The organism is Rhodococcus sp. MPR-R1B, assembly GCF_058793255.1.
This window is the reverse complement of record NZ_JBXAFO010000014.1, coordinates 1-15364: the sequence shown is the minus strand read 5'-3', so window position 1 is coordinate 15364 and position 15364 is coordinate 1. Positions and strand designations below refer to the sequence as shown.

Sequence of the window (15364 nt, the reverse complement as noted above, 5' to 3'; positions counted from 1 at the left end):
ACATATTGCTGCCCGAATCCTCATGATAGGCCGTTTGTCTTGAATCCTCGACGCTTGCTGCCATTACGTCGCCGAAGTGCGAATACTGATGGACACAACGTCTTCTGGAGGTAGAAGTGACACTTGTCGAACCCTTGGGGGAACTGCGGTATCAGAAGTTCCTGCCGGCCGATTCCGCGGTGCAGTACCTCGACCCTGCCGGAGAACTGACGCGCAGCGAGGCCCGCTACGCAAAACCGAGCGACGATCGCCTGATCGCGATGTGTCGAAAGATGTTCCTGGGCAGGCGTTTCGACCAGCAGGCGACGGCACTGACCAAACAGGGGCGCCTGGCCGTGTATCCGTCCTCGCGAGGGCAGGAGGCATGTCAGATCGCGGCAGCGATGAGTCTGGAGCCGAGTGACTGGCTCTTCCCCACCTACCGGGATTCGATGGCGTTGGCCGCCCGGGGTGTCGATCCGGTGCAGATTCTGAGCATGCTCGCCGGCGACTGGCACTGCGGATACGACCCGGTCGCACTGCGCAGTGCGCCGCAGTGCACCCCGCTGGCAACGCAATTGCTGCATGCAGCCGGAGTGGCATACGGGGAGTCTCGACGGGGCCTGAACACCGTCGCCTTGGCGCTCTGTGGTGACGGCGCCACCAGTGAGGGCGATTTCCACGAGGCGCTGAACTTCGCCGCCGTCTTCAAAGCGCCGGTGATCTTTCTGGTGCAGAACAACGGATTTGCGATCAGCGTGCCGTTGTCACGTCAAAGTGCAGCACCGACGTTGGCGCATAAGGGCGTCGGCTACGGGATCGGCAGCGAGCAGGTCGACGGCAACGATCCCGTTGCGATGCTGGCCGTCATGGACGAGGCGGCACGCTTCGTCCGCAGCGGAAACGGACCGGTGATCGTCGAGGCACACACTTATCGCATCGACGCACACACCAATGCCGACGACGCCACCCGCTACCGCGACAGCGCCGAGGTGGAAGCCTGGCTCGGGCGAGATCCGTTGCCGCGTCTCGAAAAGTATCTGCGCGCAAACGATCTGATCGACGACGCGTTCGTGGAATCGCTGACCGAAGAGGCCGAGGCAGAGGCCGCCACACTACGCGCCGGCATGAATGTCGACCGCCCGCACGATCCGCTCGATCTGTTCCGGTACGTCTTCGCCGAGCAGACACCGCAATTGCGTGAGCAACAAGCCCAACTCGAAACCGAACTTGCTGCCGAAGCCGCTGACACAGGGGGACACTGACCATGCCCATGCTCACGATGGCTCAGGCCCTCAACACCGCGCTACGCGACTCTCTGGCTGCGGACGACAACGTTGTCGTCTTCGGTGAGGACGTCGGCACCCTGGGCGGCGTTTTCCGCGTCACCGACGGCCTCACCCGCGACTTCGGCGACGACCGATGCTTCGACACTCCCCTCGCCGAGTCCGGCATCATCGGATTCGCAATCGGCATGGCCATGGCCGGTTTTCGTCCGGTCGTGGAAATGCAGTTCGACGCGTTTGCCTATCCGGCGTTCGAGCAGATCGCCTCCCATGTGGCGAAGATCCGCAACCGCACCAAGGGCGCGCTGTCGATTCCGATAGTCATTCGTGTTCCTTTTGCCGGCGGTATCGGCGGGGTGGAGCATCACTGTGATTCCAGTGAGGGCTACTATGCGCACACACCCGGACTGAAGGTTGTGGCGCCGTCCACGGTGGAAGATGCGTACTCGCTGCTACGTTCGGCAATCGAGGACCCCGACCCCGTGATCTTCCTCGAGCCCAAGAAGCTGTACTTCGCGCGAGCAGATGTCGAACTGACCGCACGTGAGCCGATCGTTCGCGCCGTCGTCCGTCGCCCCGGCCGTGACGCGACGCTCATCGCCTACGGTCCGTCCGTGGATGTTGCACTGAGGTCCGCCGAGGCCGCTGCAGCCGAGGGCCGGGACATCGAGGTGATCGACATCCGCTCGATAGTGCCGTTCGACGACGAGACGGTCACCGCATCGGTGCGAAAGACCGGACGCTGCATCGTCATCCAGGAAGCGCAAGGTTTTGCCGGTGTGGGTGCAGAAATTGCTGCCCGCGTGCAGGAACGGTGCTTCCACCATCTCCATGCCCCGGTGCTCCGGGTCAGCGGCTTCGACATCCCCTACCCCGCTCCCAAGCTCGAGCGTCACCACCTGCCCAGCGTCGACCGGGTCCTGGACGCCGTCGACCGTCTGCAGTGGAACGACGCCCCGGACACCCGTTGGGCGGTGACGGCATGAGCAATCAGGTATTCATGCTCCCCGATCTGGGTGAAGGTCTGGCCGAGGCTGACATCGCGGAGTGGCACGTCAAGGTCGGCGACGTGGTCACCATCGATCAGATCGTCGTCGAGGTCGAGACCGCGAAAGCTGCTGTGGATGTGCCCATCCCGTTCGCCGGGACCGTGATCGAACTACACGGCAAAGACGGGGACACCCTGAAGGTGGGCACACCGCTGATCACTGTGAGTGGTGGCGAGAGTGTCGACGCGGTCGTTTCGGCCAACCACGAGCGCTACCGCGAAGAGGAACGCGCCGGTTCGGGCAACGTCCTGATCGGCTACGGCACCAGCGAGGATGCACCGAGACGCCGACGCAGAGCGGCTCCGTCGGTACGTGTGATCTCGCCGATTGTTCGTAAACTGGCCTCTGACAACAGTATCGACCTAGCCACGATTTCCGGATCGGGCGCTGGGGGAGTCATCACGCGCGCCGACGTCGAGGCCGGGGCAAACTTCGGCCCGGAAACGGAAAGGTCACACGCGACCGACCAAAGAATTCCGATCAAGGGGCTACGCAAGGTAGTTGCCGACAAGCTGTCCACCAGCCGCCGCGAGATCCCTGACGCGACAACCTGGGTCGACGTCGACGCCACCGAACTGTTGGCGGCGCGAGCCGAGATCAACAAGTCACTGCCCGATTCCGACAAGATCAGCCTGATGGCGCTCCTGGCTCGGCTGACCATCGCGGCGTTGGCGCAGTACCCCGAACTGAACTCGTCGGTCGATACTGCTCGAGGCGAGATCGTTCGACACGCCCGCACCCACCTGGGGATCGCCGCGCAGACACCGAAAGGATTGATGGTACCGGTCATTCGTAATGCCGATTCGCTTAGCACTGCCGAACTCGCACAGGCACTTCGGGTGACCACCGACCTTGCCCGCGACGGCAAGCTCGAACCCGCCCGCCTGACCGGCGGCACGTTCACGCTCAACAACTACGGGGTATTCGGGGTCGACGGATCGACTCCGATCATCAATCACCCCGAGGCGGCAATTCTGGGGATCGGACGCATCATCGACAAGCCGTGGGTCGTGAACGGCGAGTTAACCGTTCGTAAGGTCACTCAGATCTCGTTGAGCTTCGACCACCGCGTCTGTGACGGAGGCGAAGCCGGCGGATTCCTCAGGCTGTTCGGTGACTACATCGAGAACCCGATCCGCGTCCTGGGAAGGCTCTGATGACCAAGGCTCCGATGACAACTGCAGAACCCCACAGCGACGTCGTGATCCTCGGTGGAGGATCGGGCGGCTATGCCTGCGCCATCCGCGCCGCCCAACTCGGATTGTCGGTCACGCTGATCGAAGCGGACAAGGTCGGCGGAACGTGCCTGCACCGCGGATGCATCCCGACCAAGGCACTGCTGCATTCCGCCGAGGTGGCCGATTCGGCACGCACCAGTGAGCAATTCGGTGTCCGGGCATCTTTTGCCGGCATCGACGTCGCGCAGGTGCACGACTACAAGAACGGGACAGTCGAGCGGCTGTACAGCGGTCTGCAAGGCTTGTTGGCGCAACACAAGATCACCATCGTCAACGGATACGGGACGTATGTCGGTGGGCGAAGCATCGACGTCGACGGAACCCGCTACACCGGAACATCACTCGTTCTGGCCACCGGCTCGTATCCGCGGGAACTCCCCGGCATCGAACTCGGCCGACGGATCGTCACCAGCGACCAGGCACTCGAACTCGACCGGGTGCCCACCAGCGCAACGGTACTCGGTGGCGGTGTCATCGGCGTCGAGTTCGCAAGCCTCTGGCGCTCGTTCGGCGCCGAAGTAACGATCGTCGAGGCACTCCCCCGACTGATCGCCGCCGAGGATCCGTGGTCGTCGAAGCAGCTGGAGCGGGCATACCGGAAACGTGGAATCGTCTGTAAGACAGACACAAAGGTCGATTCCGCGAAAGAAGCAGCCGATTCCGTCCGCATCGAACTAAGCGACGGAACGAAACTCGACACCGACCTACTGTTGGTCGCCGTCGGCCGCGGACCTCGCACGGACGGTGACGGTTTCGAAGAAAACGGAATCAGCCTCGACAAGGGATTTGTCGTCACCGACGAACGCCTCCGTACGTCCGTGGACGGTGTGTACGCGGTCGGCGACATCGTGCCCGGTCTTGCGTTGGCGCACCGAGGTTTCCAACAAGGAATCTTTGTGGCCGAACAGATTGCCGGCAAGGATCCGATACCGGTCGCCGAACACCTGATTCCTCGCGTGACGTACTCACATCCCGAAGTTGCATCGATCGGACTCGACGAAGAGGCGGCGCGCACGCAGTACGCCGACGTCTCCACCGTCATCTACGACCTGGCAGGTAACGGCAAGAGTCAGATCCTGCGAACTACCGGCGGAATCAAAGTGATTCGAAGCGGAACGAAAGGCCCTGTTGTCGGAGTTCACCTGGTGGGAGACCGCGTCGGCGAACTGATCGGTGAGGCGCAGTTGGCCGTTGCCTGGGAAGCACTTCCCGATGAAGTGGGGCGTTTCATCCACGCGCACCCCAGTCAGAACGAAGCGTTGGGCGAGGCCATGCTCGCACTCGCGGGAACACCACTGCACGCCCACAACTGACCCGGAGACAGAAAAGGAGATTCAATGAGTATCGACGACGAACTGCGCTGGGACGGTGAACTGACCGTCACACGCCATGATCGGGAGACCGGCACGACTTTCGTGATTCGAATCGACTCCACCCGTCTGGGACCGGCGTCGGGTGGCACGCGGGCCGCTCACTATCCCTCCATCGGTCACGCATTGGCGGACGCCGGGAAGCTGGCCGGCGCAATGACTTTGAAGATGGCGGTCTCCGATCTGCCGATGGGTGGCGGGAAGTCGGTAATAGCGCTACCTGCACCGCGCAATCAGATCGACGCCGCAACCTGGACCCGTATCCTCGACATCCACGCCGAGAACATCGACAAGCTCGAAGGAAACTACTGGACTGGTCCTGACGTCAACACCAACTCTTCCGACATGGATCAGCTCAGCCGCACCACCAAATACGTCTTCGGGCGTTCGGTCGGCAACGGTGGCGCCGGTTCCAGCGCGCACGCCACCGCTCTGGGTGTGTTCGAAGCGATGAAGGCCACGGCGCGTCGCCGAGGACTCGGAACACTCGACGGCCGAACGGTACTGGTACAGGGGCTCGGCGCCGTCGGCGGCGACGTCGTCCGTCTCGCAGCGCAGGCTGGCGCACGTCTGCTGGTTGCCGATACGGACCCGCAGCGCCTCGAGGCGGCTTCTCTCGCGGGGCACACGGTCGTTCCTGCCGGCGAGGTCCTCCGAACACCGTGTGACCTCTTTGCCCCCTGCGCGATGGGAGGCATCATTGATTCCGCTGCGGCTGCGTCGATTCCGACTCTGGCCGTGGCGGGCGCAGCAAACAACATCTTGACCGATGCCGCTGCCGGTGAGGTTCTGCGAGACCGCGGGGTTCTCTGTGCCCCTGATTTCGTCGCGAACGCAGGCGGAGCCTTTCACCTCGTGGGGCGAGAAGTCTTGGGGTGGAACGAAGACGACGTCGTCGAACGAACCCGCGGGATCGGTCGAACCTTGGACGAGGTGTACTCGTTGAGCGAGGAACGTGGCATCACTACCGAGGCCGCAGCGCTTATGCTCGCCCGGGCGCGGCTATCCCCCGCATCCACCGCCGCCGCCACATCCGCCACCCCCGCTGCAGCTGCCGCCTCCCCGTCTGAACCGCCACCGTCCGAACCCCCGCTACTTCCGCTGCCGTCGGCACCGATTCCGGCGGCGGAGGCCAAGGCGGGATTGATCATCAGCATCGCCGAACCGGCGAAGAGAGCAGCGGACATTCCCGCCAAACGCGGTCCGTAGGCGGAGAAGGCAGGCTTGTTGCGCGGGGACAGGTAGGCGTGTGCCGTGGTCAGTTCCGAACGTGCCGCCTTGCCAGAGGTGGTTCGATCGAAGTTGAGCCCGAGCAGCGGGATGCTGAACCCGGTGACGAGTACGGCGAGAATCAGAAACTCGACGGGCTTGTCGTTGTGCAGTCCGAAAGCAATGCGGACGATACCCACGGCCACCAGGATCTTCAGCGGAACTGTGGAGAGAAAGATTGAACGCCTGGTGCTGTCGGAGGTCAGGTATCCCCGGTCCGCCAAAGAGTTTCGTAGGCGAGCTGTTTCCACCGTCATACGCTCGGCGAGTTGGCGCCGACGATGGGGTAGAGCCTGCTGGGCCAGGCGCTGGTACACGGTGAGGGTGTACCAGTCCAGGGTCTCGTCGCCAGGGCCCAACGGGCGCAGGACAGCGCCGTCGGTGGTGATCAGGTCAGCGCTACGCAGGATTGCCAATGATGCTGCGATGGCGCGTGACTCGCCGGTGAGCATTCCGACTTCCGGAGGCGTCAGTTGCTCGGCGGAATACCCGTGCTCGGTTGAGTACCCGTGCCGGCGTGCCCGGATCATCAGACGCCACCCCAGAGTGAGAACCATGAGCGTGGCCGAAACGGCTATGTAGCCGTAGAGGAAATCCTCGCTGGGGATCCCCCAGGTGTCGGCTGCATGCGTGCTCATCCCCCACACCCCCCGCCGCCGCAACTGCTCCCACTGCCGCCACCGCCGTCCGAGCCGGATGATCCGGATGAGGAGCCACAACTGTAGTAGCTCGAACTTCCGCCAGCCGGGCTGTACGCGGCGCCCGCAGCTACCGCTCCCGCCAGCGCCGGATCGATCAGAACCAGAGCGCCCGCACCGAAGAGCGCCGCCGACAGCCCGGCGAGCGAGGGACCGTAGCTCGTGTACGCGGGCCGCAGTTTCGGTGAGAGGTACGAGTTTTCGTGCTTGAGGCGTCGAAGCTCGCTGTCTCCCAAAGCTGTTCGACGACGCTTGATGCGAAGAAGTGGAATCATCAGAGCGAGAACGATGATGGTGAGGAGCAGGAACCCGACCGGCTTACCGCCGGCGATTCCGGCGACGAGACGGACTACGCCGAGAGCAATGACCGCCACGATCGGAACGGTCCGAAGGGCAGCGGTCAGACCGTCCTGCTGGCGTTGCAAATATCCCTCGTCGATCAACGTCGTACGTAGTTGTGCGAGTGCGACGTTCAGCCGTCCCATCAGACGCACCTGCCGCAGCGGGACCTTTCCGTTGCCGAGCCGCTTGTGCACCGTACGGGTGAACCAGTCGAGACGATTCTTGTCCTCCGCAGTGAGTGCCAGCTTGGTCTTGCCTTCGGTGCTGATCAGCTCGGCGCTGCGCAGAATAGCCATCGACGCCAGCACCGCTTGGTAGTCACTGGTCAAGGCACCGATCTCGGGAGGAGTGAGCGGCCGACGGACAGCGTCGACGACCACCGGTGACCGGCGCGCAGTCATTCGGCTGTACAGCGAGAGTCCGATCGCGACGGCAGCCGCCACCAGGTACCACTGAAGGAAAGTCTGGCTGGGGATCCCCCATGTATCCGTATGATCATGCATCGCACACCACCTCTCGATGAACTCCTGAGACAAGTCCAGTCTCTTTGTCCGACAACTGATGTCAGTATCGGGCCAGTGCCCGGAAAAGCGATATCCGGATGGCCATCGTCACCATTCCGTTACCGCCGAACTGGGGATTTACCGGCCGGTAGGTCGAAGCACGATCTCCGTGGGGTGTGCGTCGGACGGTGTTTCGACGGCAGTGAGTACGGCACGCGCCACAGTGGAGGCTTTCAGGAAGCGCTCAGGGTCGTACTCGTCGCCCTCACCCGCGACGATGTCGCGCTGCATGTCGGTGTCGATCCGTCCGGGGTGAATGGAGGTGACCCGCAGTGCCGGCTCTTCCAGGCGCAACGCATCTCCGAAAGCGCGCAGGGCGAACTTGCTGGCCGCATACGAGCCCCAACCGGCGTTGGCGCGCAGTCCGGCACCCGAATTGATCAGCACGACGTGACCTCCAGCCGCACGAAGCGCGGGCAGGAGAACCCGCGTGAGTTCGGCGACGGCGATGACGTTTGCCTCGAGGGTGCGTCGCCACTGATCGACCGAGGATTCCTCGATGGTTCCGATGTCGGCCACGCCGGCGTTGTGTACCAGCACGTCGAGCGTCGTGATGGACGAGGCGGCGGCGGCGACGGCGTCGTAGTCCGTGAGGTCGAGGGGTAGGGGCGTCGATCCGGGCAGTTCGGCGCAGATCGGCTCGAGGGCTTGTGCGGATCGTGCACCGAGCAGCAGGTCGTGTGTCGGCGCCAGTTCGCGTGCGATGGCAGCTCCGAGGCCGCGACTGGAACCGGTGATCAAGGCAGTAGGACGCATGGTGCGAGCCTATCGAGTGAGGATTGTTCGGCGAGACGAACTTGTGTATTTGTTTACCCACATATTAGAGTTCGACCATGACGACACCCGACGCGAAGAACTTCCGCCGCCTGGGAATTGCCGCCCTCGCCGCCCTGCTTCTGTCCAGCTGTTCTGCGGTGAGTTCTGGCTCCGACGACGACCGCCCGGTGGTGCTCACCACGTTCACCGTGCTGTCGGACATCGCCCAGAACGTTGCCGGCGATCATCTTCGCGTCGAGTCGATCACCAAGGCGGGGGCCGAAATTCACGGCTACGAGCCGACGCCCGGAGACATTCGGCGGGCGAGCGAAGCCGATCTGATCCTCGACAACGGCATGAACCTCGAGGCGTGGTTCGCGAAATTCGTCAACGGACTGGACGTGCCACACGTCGTGGTCAGCGACGGCGTCGAAGGCATTCCGATCGCCGGCGACGCGTATGCGGGCAAGCCCAATCCGCATGCATGGATGTCTCCGTTGAATACACAGATCTACGTCGACAACATGGTGACTGCTTTCAGCGACCTCGACCCGGACAACGCCTCGGCATTTGCGGAGAACGGCGCGAAGTACAAGACGGAACTGCAAGCAGTGCAGGACGGCCTGGTCAGTGGCCTGGCGGCATTGCCCGCAGGTCAGCGCGCACTTGTCAGTTGCGAGGGTGCGTTCTCCTATCTGGCCAGGGACGCGGGACTCAGCGAGGCGTACATCTGGCCGGTCAATGCCGAGCAGCAGGCGACGCCGCAGCAGATCATCGCCGCGATCGACTTCGTCCGAGCCAATTCCGTTCCCGCCGTCTTCTGCGAGTCGACGGTCTCGGATGCCCCCATGCAGCAGGTTGTCGGGGCGACCGGCGCGAAGTTCGGCGGAACGCTGTACGTCGATTCGCTGTCCGAAGCCGACGGTCCCGTGCCCACCTACCTGGACATGATTCGCCACGACACCGACGTCATCCTCGGCGGTCTGACCGGCGGTAAATCATGAACGAAGCCATTCGCGTCGAAAACGTCAGCGTTCACTACGGCGAGGTCCACGCACTGGACCACGTCGATCTGACGTTGAACTCGGGTAGCGTCTGCGGACTGATCGGCATGAACGGTTCAGGAAAGTCGACTCTGTTCAAAGTGATCATGGGGATGATCAAGCCGGACAACGGTTCTGTCAGAATCGCCGGTCTCGGCGCAGCCACTGCGCGCAAGAGCGGCCGCGTCGGATACGTGCCGCAGAGTGAAGACGTCGACTGGACCTTCCCGATCAGTGTCCGTGACGTCGTGATGATGGGCAGGTACGGCCACCTCGGGTTCTTGCGACGTCCGCGGCGTGCAGATCGCGAGGCGGTGGCAGAGGCCCTCGAGCGGGTGGAACTCACCGAATTTGCGGATCGTCAGATCGGTCAGCTCTCGGGTGGTCAGAAGAAGCGCGCGTTCGTCGCACGCGGCATCGCGCAGGACGCGTCGATACTGTTGCTGGACGAGCCGTTTGCGGGCGTCGACAAGCGTTCCGAGGCAACGATTTCGATGCTGCTACGAGAGTTGGCTTCCGACGGCCGGTCGATCTTGGTCTCGACCCACGATCTCCACGCTGTGCCGAAACTCTGCGACGAGGCGGTACTGCTCATGCGCAAGGTCCTGGTGCATTCCGACCCGGACACCGTGCTGCAACCGGAAAACCTCGCCCTGGCTTTCGGTCTCGACGTGATGGACAGGACCTGATCGATGAACCTCGTAGAACTCCTACTTGATCCTCTCCAGTACGGATTCATGGTGCGCGCGTTGGCCGTTGCGGTTGTGGCAGCGATTGTCTGCGCGGTGCTCAGTTGTTGGTTGGTGCTCATCGGGTGGTCGTTGATGGGCGATGCCGTCTCGCACGCCGTGCTGCCGGGTGTTGTCCTCGCTTACGTCGTCGGCGCTCCATTTGCGATCGGGGCCTTGATCTTCGGGTTGATCGCCGTAGCGCTGATCGGACTGATCCGTAACACCAGCCGCGTCAAGGAAGACGCCGCGATCGGTATCGTCTTCACGACTCTCTTTGCGTTCGGTTTGGTTCTCATCTCGGTGACCCCCAGCCAGACCGATCTCAACCACATCATTTTCGGCAACCTGCTGGGGGTGAGCTCGTCAGATCTCCTGCAGGTCGCGATACTCGGCGCGTTGGCGTTGAGCATTCTGTTGATCAAGCGTCGTGATCTGACGTTGTTCGCCTTCGACCCGATCCATGCGAACGCGATAGGTCTTTCGCCCAAGCGCCTGGGTGCGCTGCTACTCGGCGTCCTCGCACTCACGTCCGTTGTGGCGTTGCAAGCCGTCGGCGTCGTGCTGGTGGTGGCGATGCTGATCATCCCCGGCGCGACGGCCTACCTCCTCACCGACAAGTTTTCGCGGATGCTGGTGATAGCTCCCGTCGTTTCCGCAGTCTGCGCGATTGCCGGTATCTACGTCAGCTACTACCTCGACACGGCCTCCGGTGGCATGGTCGTCATGACGCAGGGCATCGTGTTCGCTCTGGTGTACCTGTTCAGCCCCTCGCAAGGGGTGATCGCGAAATGGACTTCGCAGCAGCGTAGGACCCGAGCGGAATACAGCGCCGCGGGGCGTACGAGCCTTCCTGATCGTTCGTCCAGTTAACAATCCGCTACCAAATCGGGTAGGTTCGTACGGGCATTCGTCACCACAACATTCCGGCCGCAACGATGCCGGCTGCAAGACGATCGGTGGTGACGCCTTGAACACCGATGGGTTCTTCGATGACGCAGTTCCGAGCGCGACGCACGTGGCTGGTTCTCGGCGTCGTTGTCGCGGTCATCGCTCTCGCCGGATCCGGGCTGCTCAGCCCACGAACTTCGGTTCTGGTGGACGATATCGCCCAGCTCGTCGGCGGAGCCACCGCAACTGCGGTCTGTTGGTGGACATCGCGGCGCTATCACGGCGTCGAGCGTCGTTGGCGAACTCTGATGGCTCTGGGTATGGCCGGCTGGACTCTCGGGATGTTCTTCTGGGCGTTCTACCGCTCGGTTCTCCACGTTCCACTTCCGTCGCCGTCGATCGCGGATATCGGTTTCTTCATGTTCCCGGTGTTCGCCGTGCCGGCGCTTCTGTCGTTGGTGCGTCAGTCGCCCCGGCGTGAGGCGATCGGTCCGATCCATCTCTGGCTCGTGCTGACGCTCGACGGCCTTGTCGTTGTCGGTGGATTGTTCATCCTCACGTGGACGACGGCCCTGGGCGCCGTCGTTCATACCGGTCCGACGGGATCTCTCGGGTTTCTTGTCGCGGTGATGTATCCGATCACCGACTTCGTTCTGATCGCCATGGTCTTGCTGATGGTCATCGGACCGAAGGCCGTAGCAGAGATCCGTGAACCGCTGACGTTCCTCGGGTGCGGGTTGGTGATGCTCTCCCTTTCGGACAGCCTGTACGCGTACTTGGTGGCGATCGGCGCCGAGAGTATGCCGACGATCGCCGATGCCGGGTTCATCGCGGGGCCGCCGTTGATCGCCTTGGCGGCGCTGACGAAGCGAACCGAGCCTCGGAACCGCAACGCGCCACAGCAGTGGCGAAGCGATCGGACTCAGTTGCTGCTGCCGTATCTGTTGATCGCGGTGATCGCGACGATCGTGACTGTTCAGGCGCTGATCGTCGGCAACCTCGATGCCGTGGTCGTGATACTCGGCGTCGGCGTTTTGGTTCTCGCGCTGGTGCGCCAAATACTCACGCTCCTCGAGAACGACGCGCTCCTCCAACAGATCTCCGCTGCCCAGGACGAGCTGAGGTACCGAGCACATCACGACCCACTCACCGAGCTTGCAAACCGGGCCGCGTTCGACGAACACTTTGCGAGCGCCATCGAAAACTATCGCCAGACGAACTCCGATTGGGTGCTGATGCTTGTCGATCTGGACGACTTCAAACAGATCAACGATCGATACGGGCACCCGGCCGGCGACCGGTTACTGGTTGCTCTCACAGCACGTCTGCGCGAAGCGGTTCCCGAGGGTGCGTTTGTCGCCCGATTCGGTGGCGACGAGTTCACAGTGCTCCTGCAGGGCACGATCGACGACGCCGTCGTCGTGGCTCGCCGGATCGTCGACGCGCTCAGGTCCGATCAGACTGCAGACACATCGGTGTCGGTGGGTGCGAGCGTTGGTGTCGCGCATTTCGAGTCCGCGCAGTTCGAGTTCGGGGACGAACCGCTCAGCGCGCACACTCTTCTTCGCCAGGCCGATGCGGCGATGTACGAGGCGAAGAGAAGTGGGAAGGGCGCGGTCGTTGTCTACGGCGACCGTCGCAAATGGTTATCGCCGTAGTAGTGCGAAAATCGTTGCCGGTGAACCCGATCCGGCCTTGTTGATCGCACCACCGACAAGGATGCTAGCCCCGGTGGTTGGCAGGGCGGCAAGATTGTTCAAGTTCTCCAGGCTGATTCGATGCTTGTCGTACAGGATTGTCGAGACGGGGTAGGTTTCGTCGTTTCCGAGGTCGGGACCGAACGTGTCGGTTCCCAATGCTCCGCGGGTGCCCAAACGGCCGGTGTCTATCAGCCACCGCGCCGCGTCCACCGAGAAGCCGGGCTGGTGGGTGACGCCCTCGGCATCGGAGTTGGCATATTCTTCGCTACCCCAGCGCGATTCCCACCCGGTCCAGAGAACTACGGCCGCTCCATCGGGGATCTTGCCGTTGCGCGTTTCCCATTCCTGCAGGTCCGCGACCGTGAGCGCATAGTCCGAATCGGCGGCAGCCTTGTCCCGGATGTCGATCTTCACTGCGGGGAGGAAGAGGTCCGCCGGATCGAGTTGGTCGGCTGTGAGGCCGCCTTCCTGGAAGTGTGCGGGTGCGCCCCAATGCGTGCCCGTGTGCTCACCTTCCTTGACGTACTGGAGGTAGTAGCCGTCGTTTGCGATGGTGGCCGCTGTGTCGAGAGTGAACTCGGGGTCGCTTGGAAAAACCGGTGTCGTCGCCGGGTCGTTCACGTGTGAGAGCGAAACAACCGACAACTGTTCGTTCAACGGGCTTGTTGCGTCTTGACTGCTTCCGGAACTGCTACCCATGTCGATCACCTGAGGTCCCGCTACCAGCGCCAGACCTGTGGCTGCGCGCTGAAGTAACTGCCGTCGTTTCATCGATCCCCCGCCAATTTGTCCGAATTGAGAGTGTTGCAATCACTTTCGCTCCTTGAACACTAGGACAGAACCTTAGGCTGCTGCGGACCATGACGACCACTCCACATCGCGGACAGCTATCACCTGTCCGTGCGGTCGGTGATCTACGTACTGCGGATACTTTGCGGCCAAAGCATCGATCGCGCTCTCGGACTCCTTGGTGCCGGGGTCGAGAACCTCCGCATGTCCGTCGACGCGGACCCACCAGAGCGCGGACCAGTCGTCGTCGTAATGATCGACCAGCAGGCTTGCGCGCCCCGTCTCGGTGATGTTCCGGAGCCTGCGAAGAGCGGTCGTGGTTTTCGGTTTGTGGTCGACACAGGAATAGACGGTGCCGCCGACCAAGACGAATACCAGCGGCACGATGTGCGGAACGCCGGCCGCATCTGCCGTTGCCAGGTGAGCCACCCGCGCGGCTTCAAATCGTGCTCTCGGGTCGTCCATATTCACAGCGTAAGGGGATCAAGGGTTGCCGCGAGCCGCTGCTGACGGAACAGTGGTCTCATGGAACCGGATGAAGCGCTTCGGGAGATCGCCTACTGGCTCGAACGATCACGCGCTGAAACGCACCGCGTCAAGGCCTATCGCCGAGCTGCGGAGGTCTTTTCAGGATTGTCCGACGAGCAGAAGGAGTCTCGCCGGAAAGCCGACAGTTGGAAGGCCCTCACCGGCATCGGGCCGAAGACTGCCACGATTATCGCTCAGTCGTACGACGGCATCCCCGAGTATCTCGAGGAACTGCGGGGGCAGGCTGAGCCCATCGGCGACAGCCCATTGCGACAAGCGCTGCGCGGCGACCTCCACACCCACTCCGACTGGTCCGATGGTGGAAGCCCCATCGAAGAGATGATGCGACGCGCAGCAGCACTCGGCCATGACTACTGCGCCCTCACCGACCATTCGCCTCGCCTCACAGTTGCCAACGGGTTGTCCGCGGAGCGCCTACGGTCTCAACTCGACGTGATAGCCGGGTTGAATGCCGAACTGGCTCCCTTCCGCATTCTCACGGGAATCGAGGTGGACATCCTCGAGGACGGTTCACTCGACCAGGATCCCGATCTGCTCGACGAACTCGACATCGTGGTGGCGAGCGTCCACTCCAAGCTGCGGTCCGAGCGTGAGGCGATGACCCGCAGAATGCTTGCTGCAGTGCGAAACCCGCGTGTCGATATTCTCGGACACTGCACCGGGCGTCTTGTCGAGGGTGCTCGCGGAACCCGGCCCGAGTCGCAGTTCGACGCGGAGAAAGTGTTCGAGGCCTGCCGCGAATCAGGCACAGCCGTTGAGATCAATTCCCGACCGGAGCGTCGTGACCCGCCTTCGCGTTTGATCGAGTTGGCCCGCGATCTCGATTGTCTTTTCTCCATCGACACTGACGCCCATGCCCCCGGTCAGCTGGCTTGGCAGGGCTACGGCTGTGACCGGGCCGAAAAGTGCGGTGTCGAAGCCGATCGGGTGATCAATACCTGGACCGCCGAAGATCTTTTGGAGTGGGCAGGCAATTGAGAGCATGCCGGAATGGGTCACCGAGGCGTGTGCTCGGTGACCTCCGGGTTCAGATCCGCGTGGTGGAGCGGCGGGGTTTCCGGTCGGGGTCGATGCCCGGTGGTGGGATGAACCAGGGCAGGTGATCGGTGCCCAT

14 protein-coding genes and 1 pseudogene are annotated in these 15364 nt (G+C 62.8%); 10 read left to right on the top strand and 5 right to left on the bottom strand.

Going from position 1 to position 15364, the window contains the following annotated elements:
• Positions 1-116 precede the first annotated feature (116 nt).
• From pdhA to AC1Q61_RS19585, 5 genes are read left to right on the top strand one after another with little or no spacing between them, the layout of a single operon-like run.
• Complete coding sequence (pdhA, locus tag AC1Q61_RS19605; protein ID WP_209448183.1) at positions 117-1244, top strand: pyruvate dehydrogenase (acetyl-transferring) E1 component subunit alpha; 1128 nt, start codon at positions 117-119, stop codon at positions 1242-1244.
• A gap of 2 nt (positions 1245-1246) precedes the next feature.
• On the top strand, positions 1247-2251 hold the full coding sequence (locus AC1Q61_RS19600) for an alpha-ketoacid dehydrogenase subunit beta (protein ID WP_204855163.1): 1005 nt from the start codon (positions 1247-1249) through the stop codon (positions 2249-2251).
• Entirely contained in the window at positions 2248-3471 is a 1224-nt protein-coding gene (locus tag AC1Q61_RS19595; protein ID WP_064688076.1) for a dihydrolipoamide acetyltransferase family protein, read from the top strand. Before AC1Q61_RS19600 ends, AC1Q61_RS19595 begins: the two co-directional genes overlap by 4 nt.
• Entirely contained in the window at positions 3471-4865 is a 1395-nt protein-coding gene (gene lpdA / locus AC1Q61_RS19590; RefSeq protein ID WP_230793349.1) for a dihydrolipoyl dehydrogenase, read from the top strand. Before AC1Q61_RS19595 ends, lpdA begins: the two co-directional genes overlap by 1 nt.
• 24 nt (positions 4866-4889) lie before the next feature.
• Positions 4890-6131 (top strand): Glu/Leu/Phe/Val dehydrogenase family protein, encoded by a 1242-nt coding sequence (locus AC1Q61_RS19585; RefSeq protein WP_252194696.1) that lies wholly within the window; start codon positions 4890-4892, stop codon positions 6129-6131.
• A gap of 5 nt (positions 6132-6136) precedes the next feature.
• Here the strand turns inward: AC1Q61_RS19585 and AC1Q61_RS19580 are convergent.
• From AC1Q61_RS19580 to AC1Q61_RS19570, 3 genes and pseudogenes are all read right to left on the bottom strand, one after another.
• Positions 6137-6721 (bottom strand): annotated as a pseudogene (locus AC1Q61_RS19580) (TIGR04222 domain-containing membrane protein); the annotation flags it as partial.
• A gap of 104 nt (positions 6722-6825) precedes the next feature.
• Positions 6826-7734, bottom strand: a complete 909-nt coding sequence (locus AC1Q61_RS19575; protein WP_042924322.1) for a TIGR04222 domain-containing membrane protein — start codon at positions 7732-7734, stop codon at positions 6826-6828.
• 138 nt (positions 7735-7872) lie between these two features.
• A complete protein-coding gene (locus tag AC1Q61_RS19570; RefSeq protein WP_007729052.1) occupies positions 7873-8550 on the bottom strand; it encodes an SDR family oxidoreductase in 678 nt (225 codons plus the stop codon).
• Between the two features lie 77 nt (positions 8551-8627).
• Here AC1Q61_RS19570 and AC1Q61_RS19565 point away from each other — a divergent pair, with 77 nt between their 5' ends.
• The 4 genes from AC1Q61_RS19565 (at position 8628) to AC1Q61_RS19550 (ending at position 12870) form a co-directional block, all read left to right on the top strand.
• Positions 8628-9554, top strand: a complete 927-nt coding sequence (locus AC1Q61_RS19565) for a metal ABC transporter substrate-binding protein (protein ID WP_007729050.1) — start codon at positions 8628-8630, stop codon at positions 9552-9554.
• Entirely contained in the window at positions 9551-10282 is a 732-nt protein-coding gene (locus AC1Q61_RS19560) for a metal ABC transporter ATP-binding protein (RefSeq protein WP_042924323.1), read from the top strand. The genes AC1Q61_RS19565 and AC1Q61_RS19560 overlap by 4 nt, the downstream gene beginning before the upstream one ends.
• Positions 10283-10285: 3 nt before the next feature.
• Entirely contained in the window at positions 10286-11194 is a 909-nt protein-coding gene (locus tag AC1Q61_RS19555; protein WP_042924326.1) for a metal ABC transporter permease, read from the top strand.
• A gap of 119 nt (positions 11195-11313) precedes the next feature.
• Entirely contained in the window at positions 11314-12870 is a 1557-nt protein-coding gene (locus tag AC1Q61_RS19550; protein WP_007729043.1) for a GGDEF domain-containing protein, read from the top strand.
• On the opposite strand, the gene AC1Q61_RS19545 is transcribed toward AC1Q61_RS19550, so the two are convergent.
• Together AC1Q61_RS19545 and AC1Q61_RS19540 are read right to left on the bottom strand one after the other, a co-directional pair.
• The gene (locus tag AC1Q61_RS19545) at positions 12859-13611 is read right to left on the bottom strand and encodes a cyclase family protein (protein ID WP_181992014.1); all 753 of its coding nucleotides are present in this window, start codon (positions 13609-13611) and stop codon (positions 12859-12861) included. The two genes, AC1Q61_RS19550 and AC1Q61_RS19545, sit on opposite strands and share 12 nt — an antisense overlap.
• A gap of 144 nt (positions 13612-13755) precedes the next feature.
• Positions 13756-14166: a TIGR03668 family PPOX class F420-dependent oxidoreductase gene (locus tag AC1Q61_RS19540; RefSeq protein ID WP_030537452.1), complete on the bottom strand. Its 411-nt coding sequence runs from the start codon at positions 14164-14166 to the stop codon at positions 13756-13758.
• A gap of 60 nt (positions 14167-14226) precedes the next feature.
• On the opposite strand from AC1Q61_RS19540, the gene AC1Q61_RS19535 reads away from it, so the two are divergent.
• The gene (locus AC1Q61_RS19535; RefSeq protein ID WP_003942580.1) at positions 14227-15228 is read left to right on the top strand and encodes a PHP domain-containing protein; all 1002 of its coding nucleotides are present in this window, start codon (positions 14227-14229) and stop codon (positions 15226-15228) included.
• Positions 15229-15364: the final 136 nt, after the last annotated feature.

Coding starts and splice junctions, on each gene's coding strand:
- AC1Q61_RS19560 (WP_042924323.1), top strand. CDS start 9,551: ATGAACGAAGCCATTCGCGTCGAAAACGTCAGCGTTCACTACGGCGAG.
- AC1Q61_RS19545 (WP_181992014.1), bottom strand. CDS start 13,611: ATGGGTAGCAGTTCCGGAAGCAGTCAAGACGCAACAAGCCCGTTGAAC.
- lpdA (WP_230793349.1), top strand. CDS start 3,471: ATGACCAAGGCTCCGATGACAACTGCAGAACCCCACAGCGACGTCGTG.
- AC1Q61_RS19555 (WP_042924326.1), top strand. CDS start 10,286: ATGAACCTCGTAGAACTCCTACTTGATCCTCTCCAGTACGGATTCATG.
- AC1Q61_RS19565 (WP_007729050.1), top strand. CDS start 8,628: ATGACGACACCCGACGCGAAGAACTTCCGCCGCCTGGGAATTGCCGCC.
- AC1Q61_RS19575 (WP_042924322.1), bottom strand. CDS start 7,734: ATGCATGATCATACGGATACATGGGGGATCCCCAGCCAGACTTTCCTT.
- AC1Q61_RS19540 (WP_030537452.1), bottom strand. CDS start 14,166: ATGGACGACCCGAGAGCACGATTTGAAGCCGCGCGGGTGGCTCACCTG.
- AC1Q61_RS19570 (WP_007729052.1), bottom strand. CDS start 8,550: ATGCGTCCTACTGCCTTGATCACCGGTTCCAGTCGCGGCCTCGGAGCT.
- AC1Q61_RS19600 (WP_204855163.1), top strand. CDS start 1,247: ATGCCCATGCTCACGATGGCTCAGGCCCTCAACACCGCGCTACGCGAC.
- AC1Q61_RS19550 (WP_007729043.1), top strand. CDS start 11,314: ATGACGCAGTTCCGAGCGCGACGCACGTGGCTGGTTCTCGGCGTCGTT.
- AC1Q61_RS19585 (WP_252194696.1), top strand. CDS start 4,890: ATGAGTATCGACGACGAACTGCGCTGGGACGGTGAACTGACCGTCACA.
- AC1Q61_RS19535 (WP_003942580.1), top strand. CDS start 14,227: ATGGAACCGGATGAAGCGCTTCGGGAGATCGCCTACTGGCTCGAACGA.
- AC1Q61_RS19595 (WP_064688076.1), top strand. CDS start 2,248: ATGAGCAATCAGGTATTCATGCTCCCCGATCTGGGTGAAGGTCTGGCC.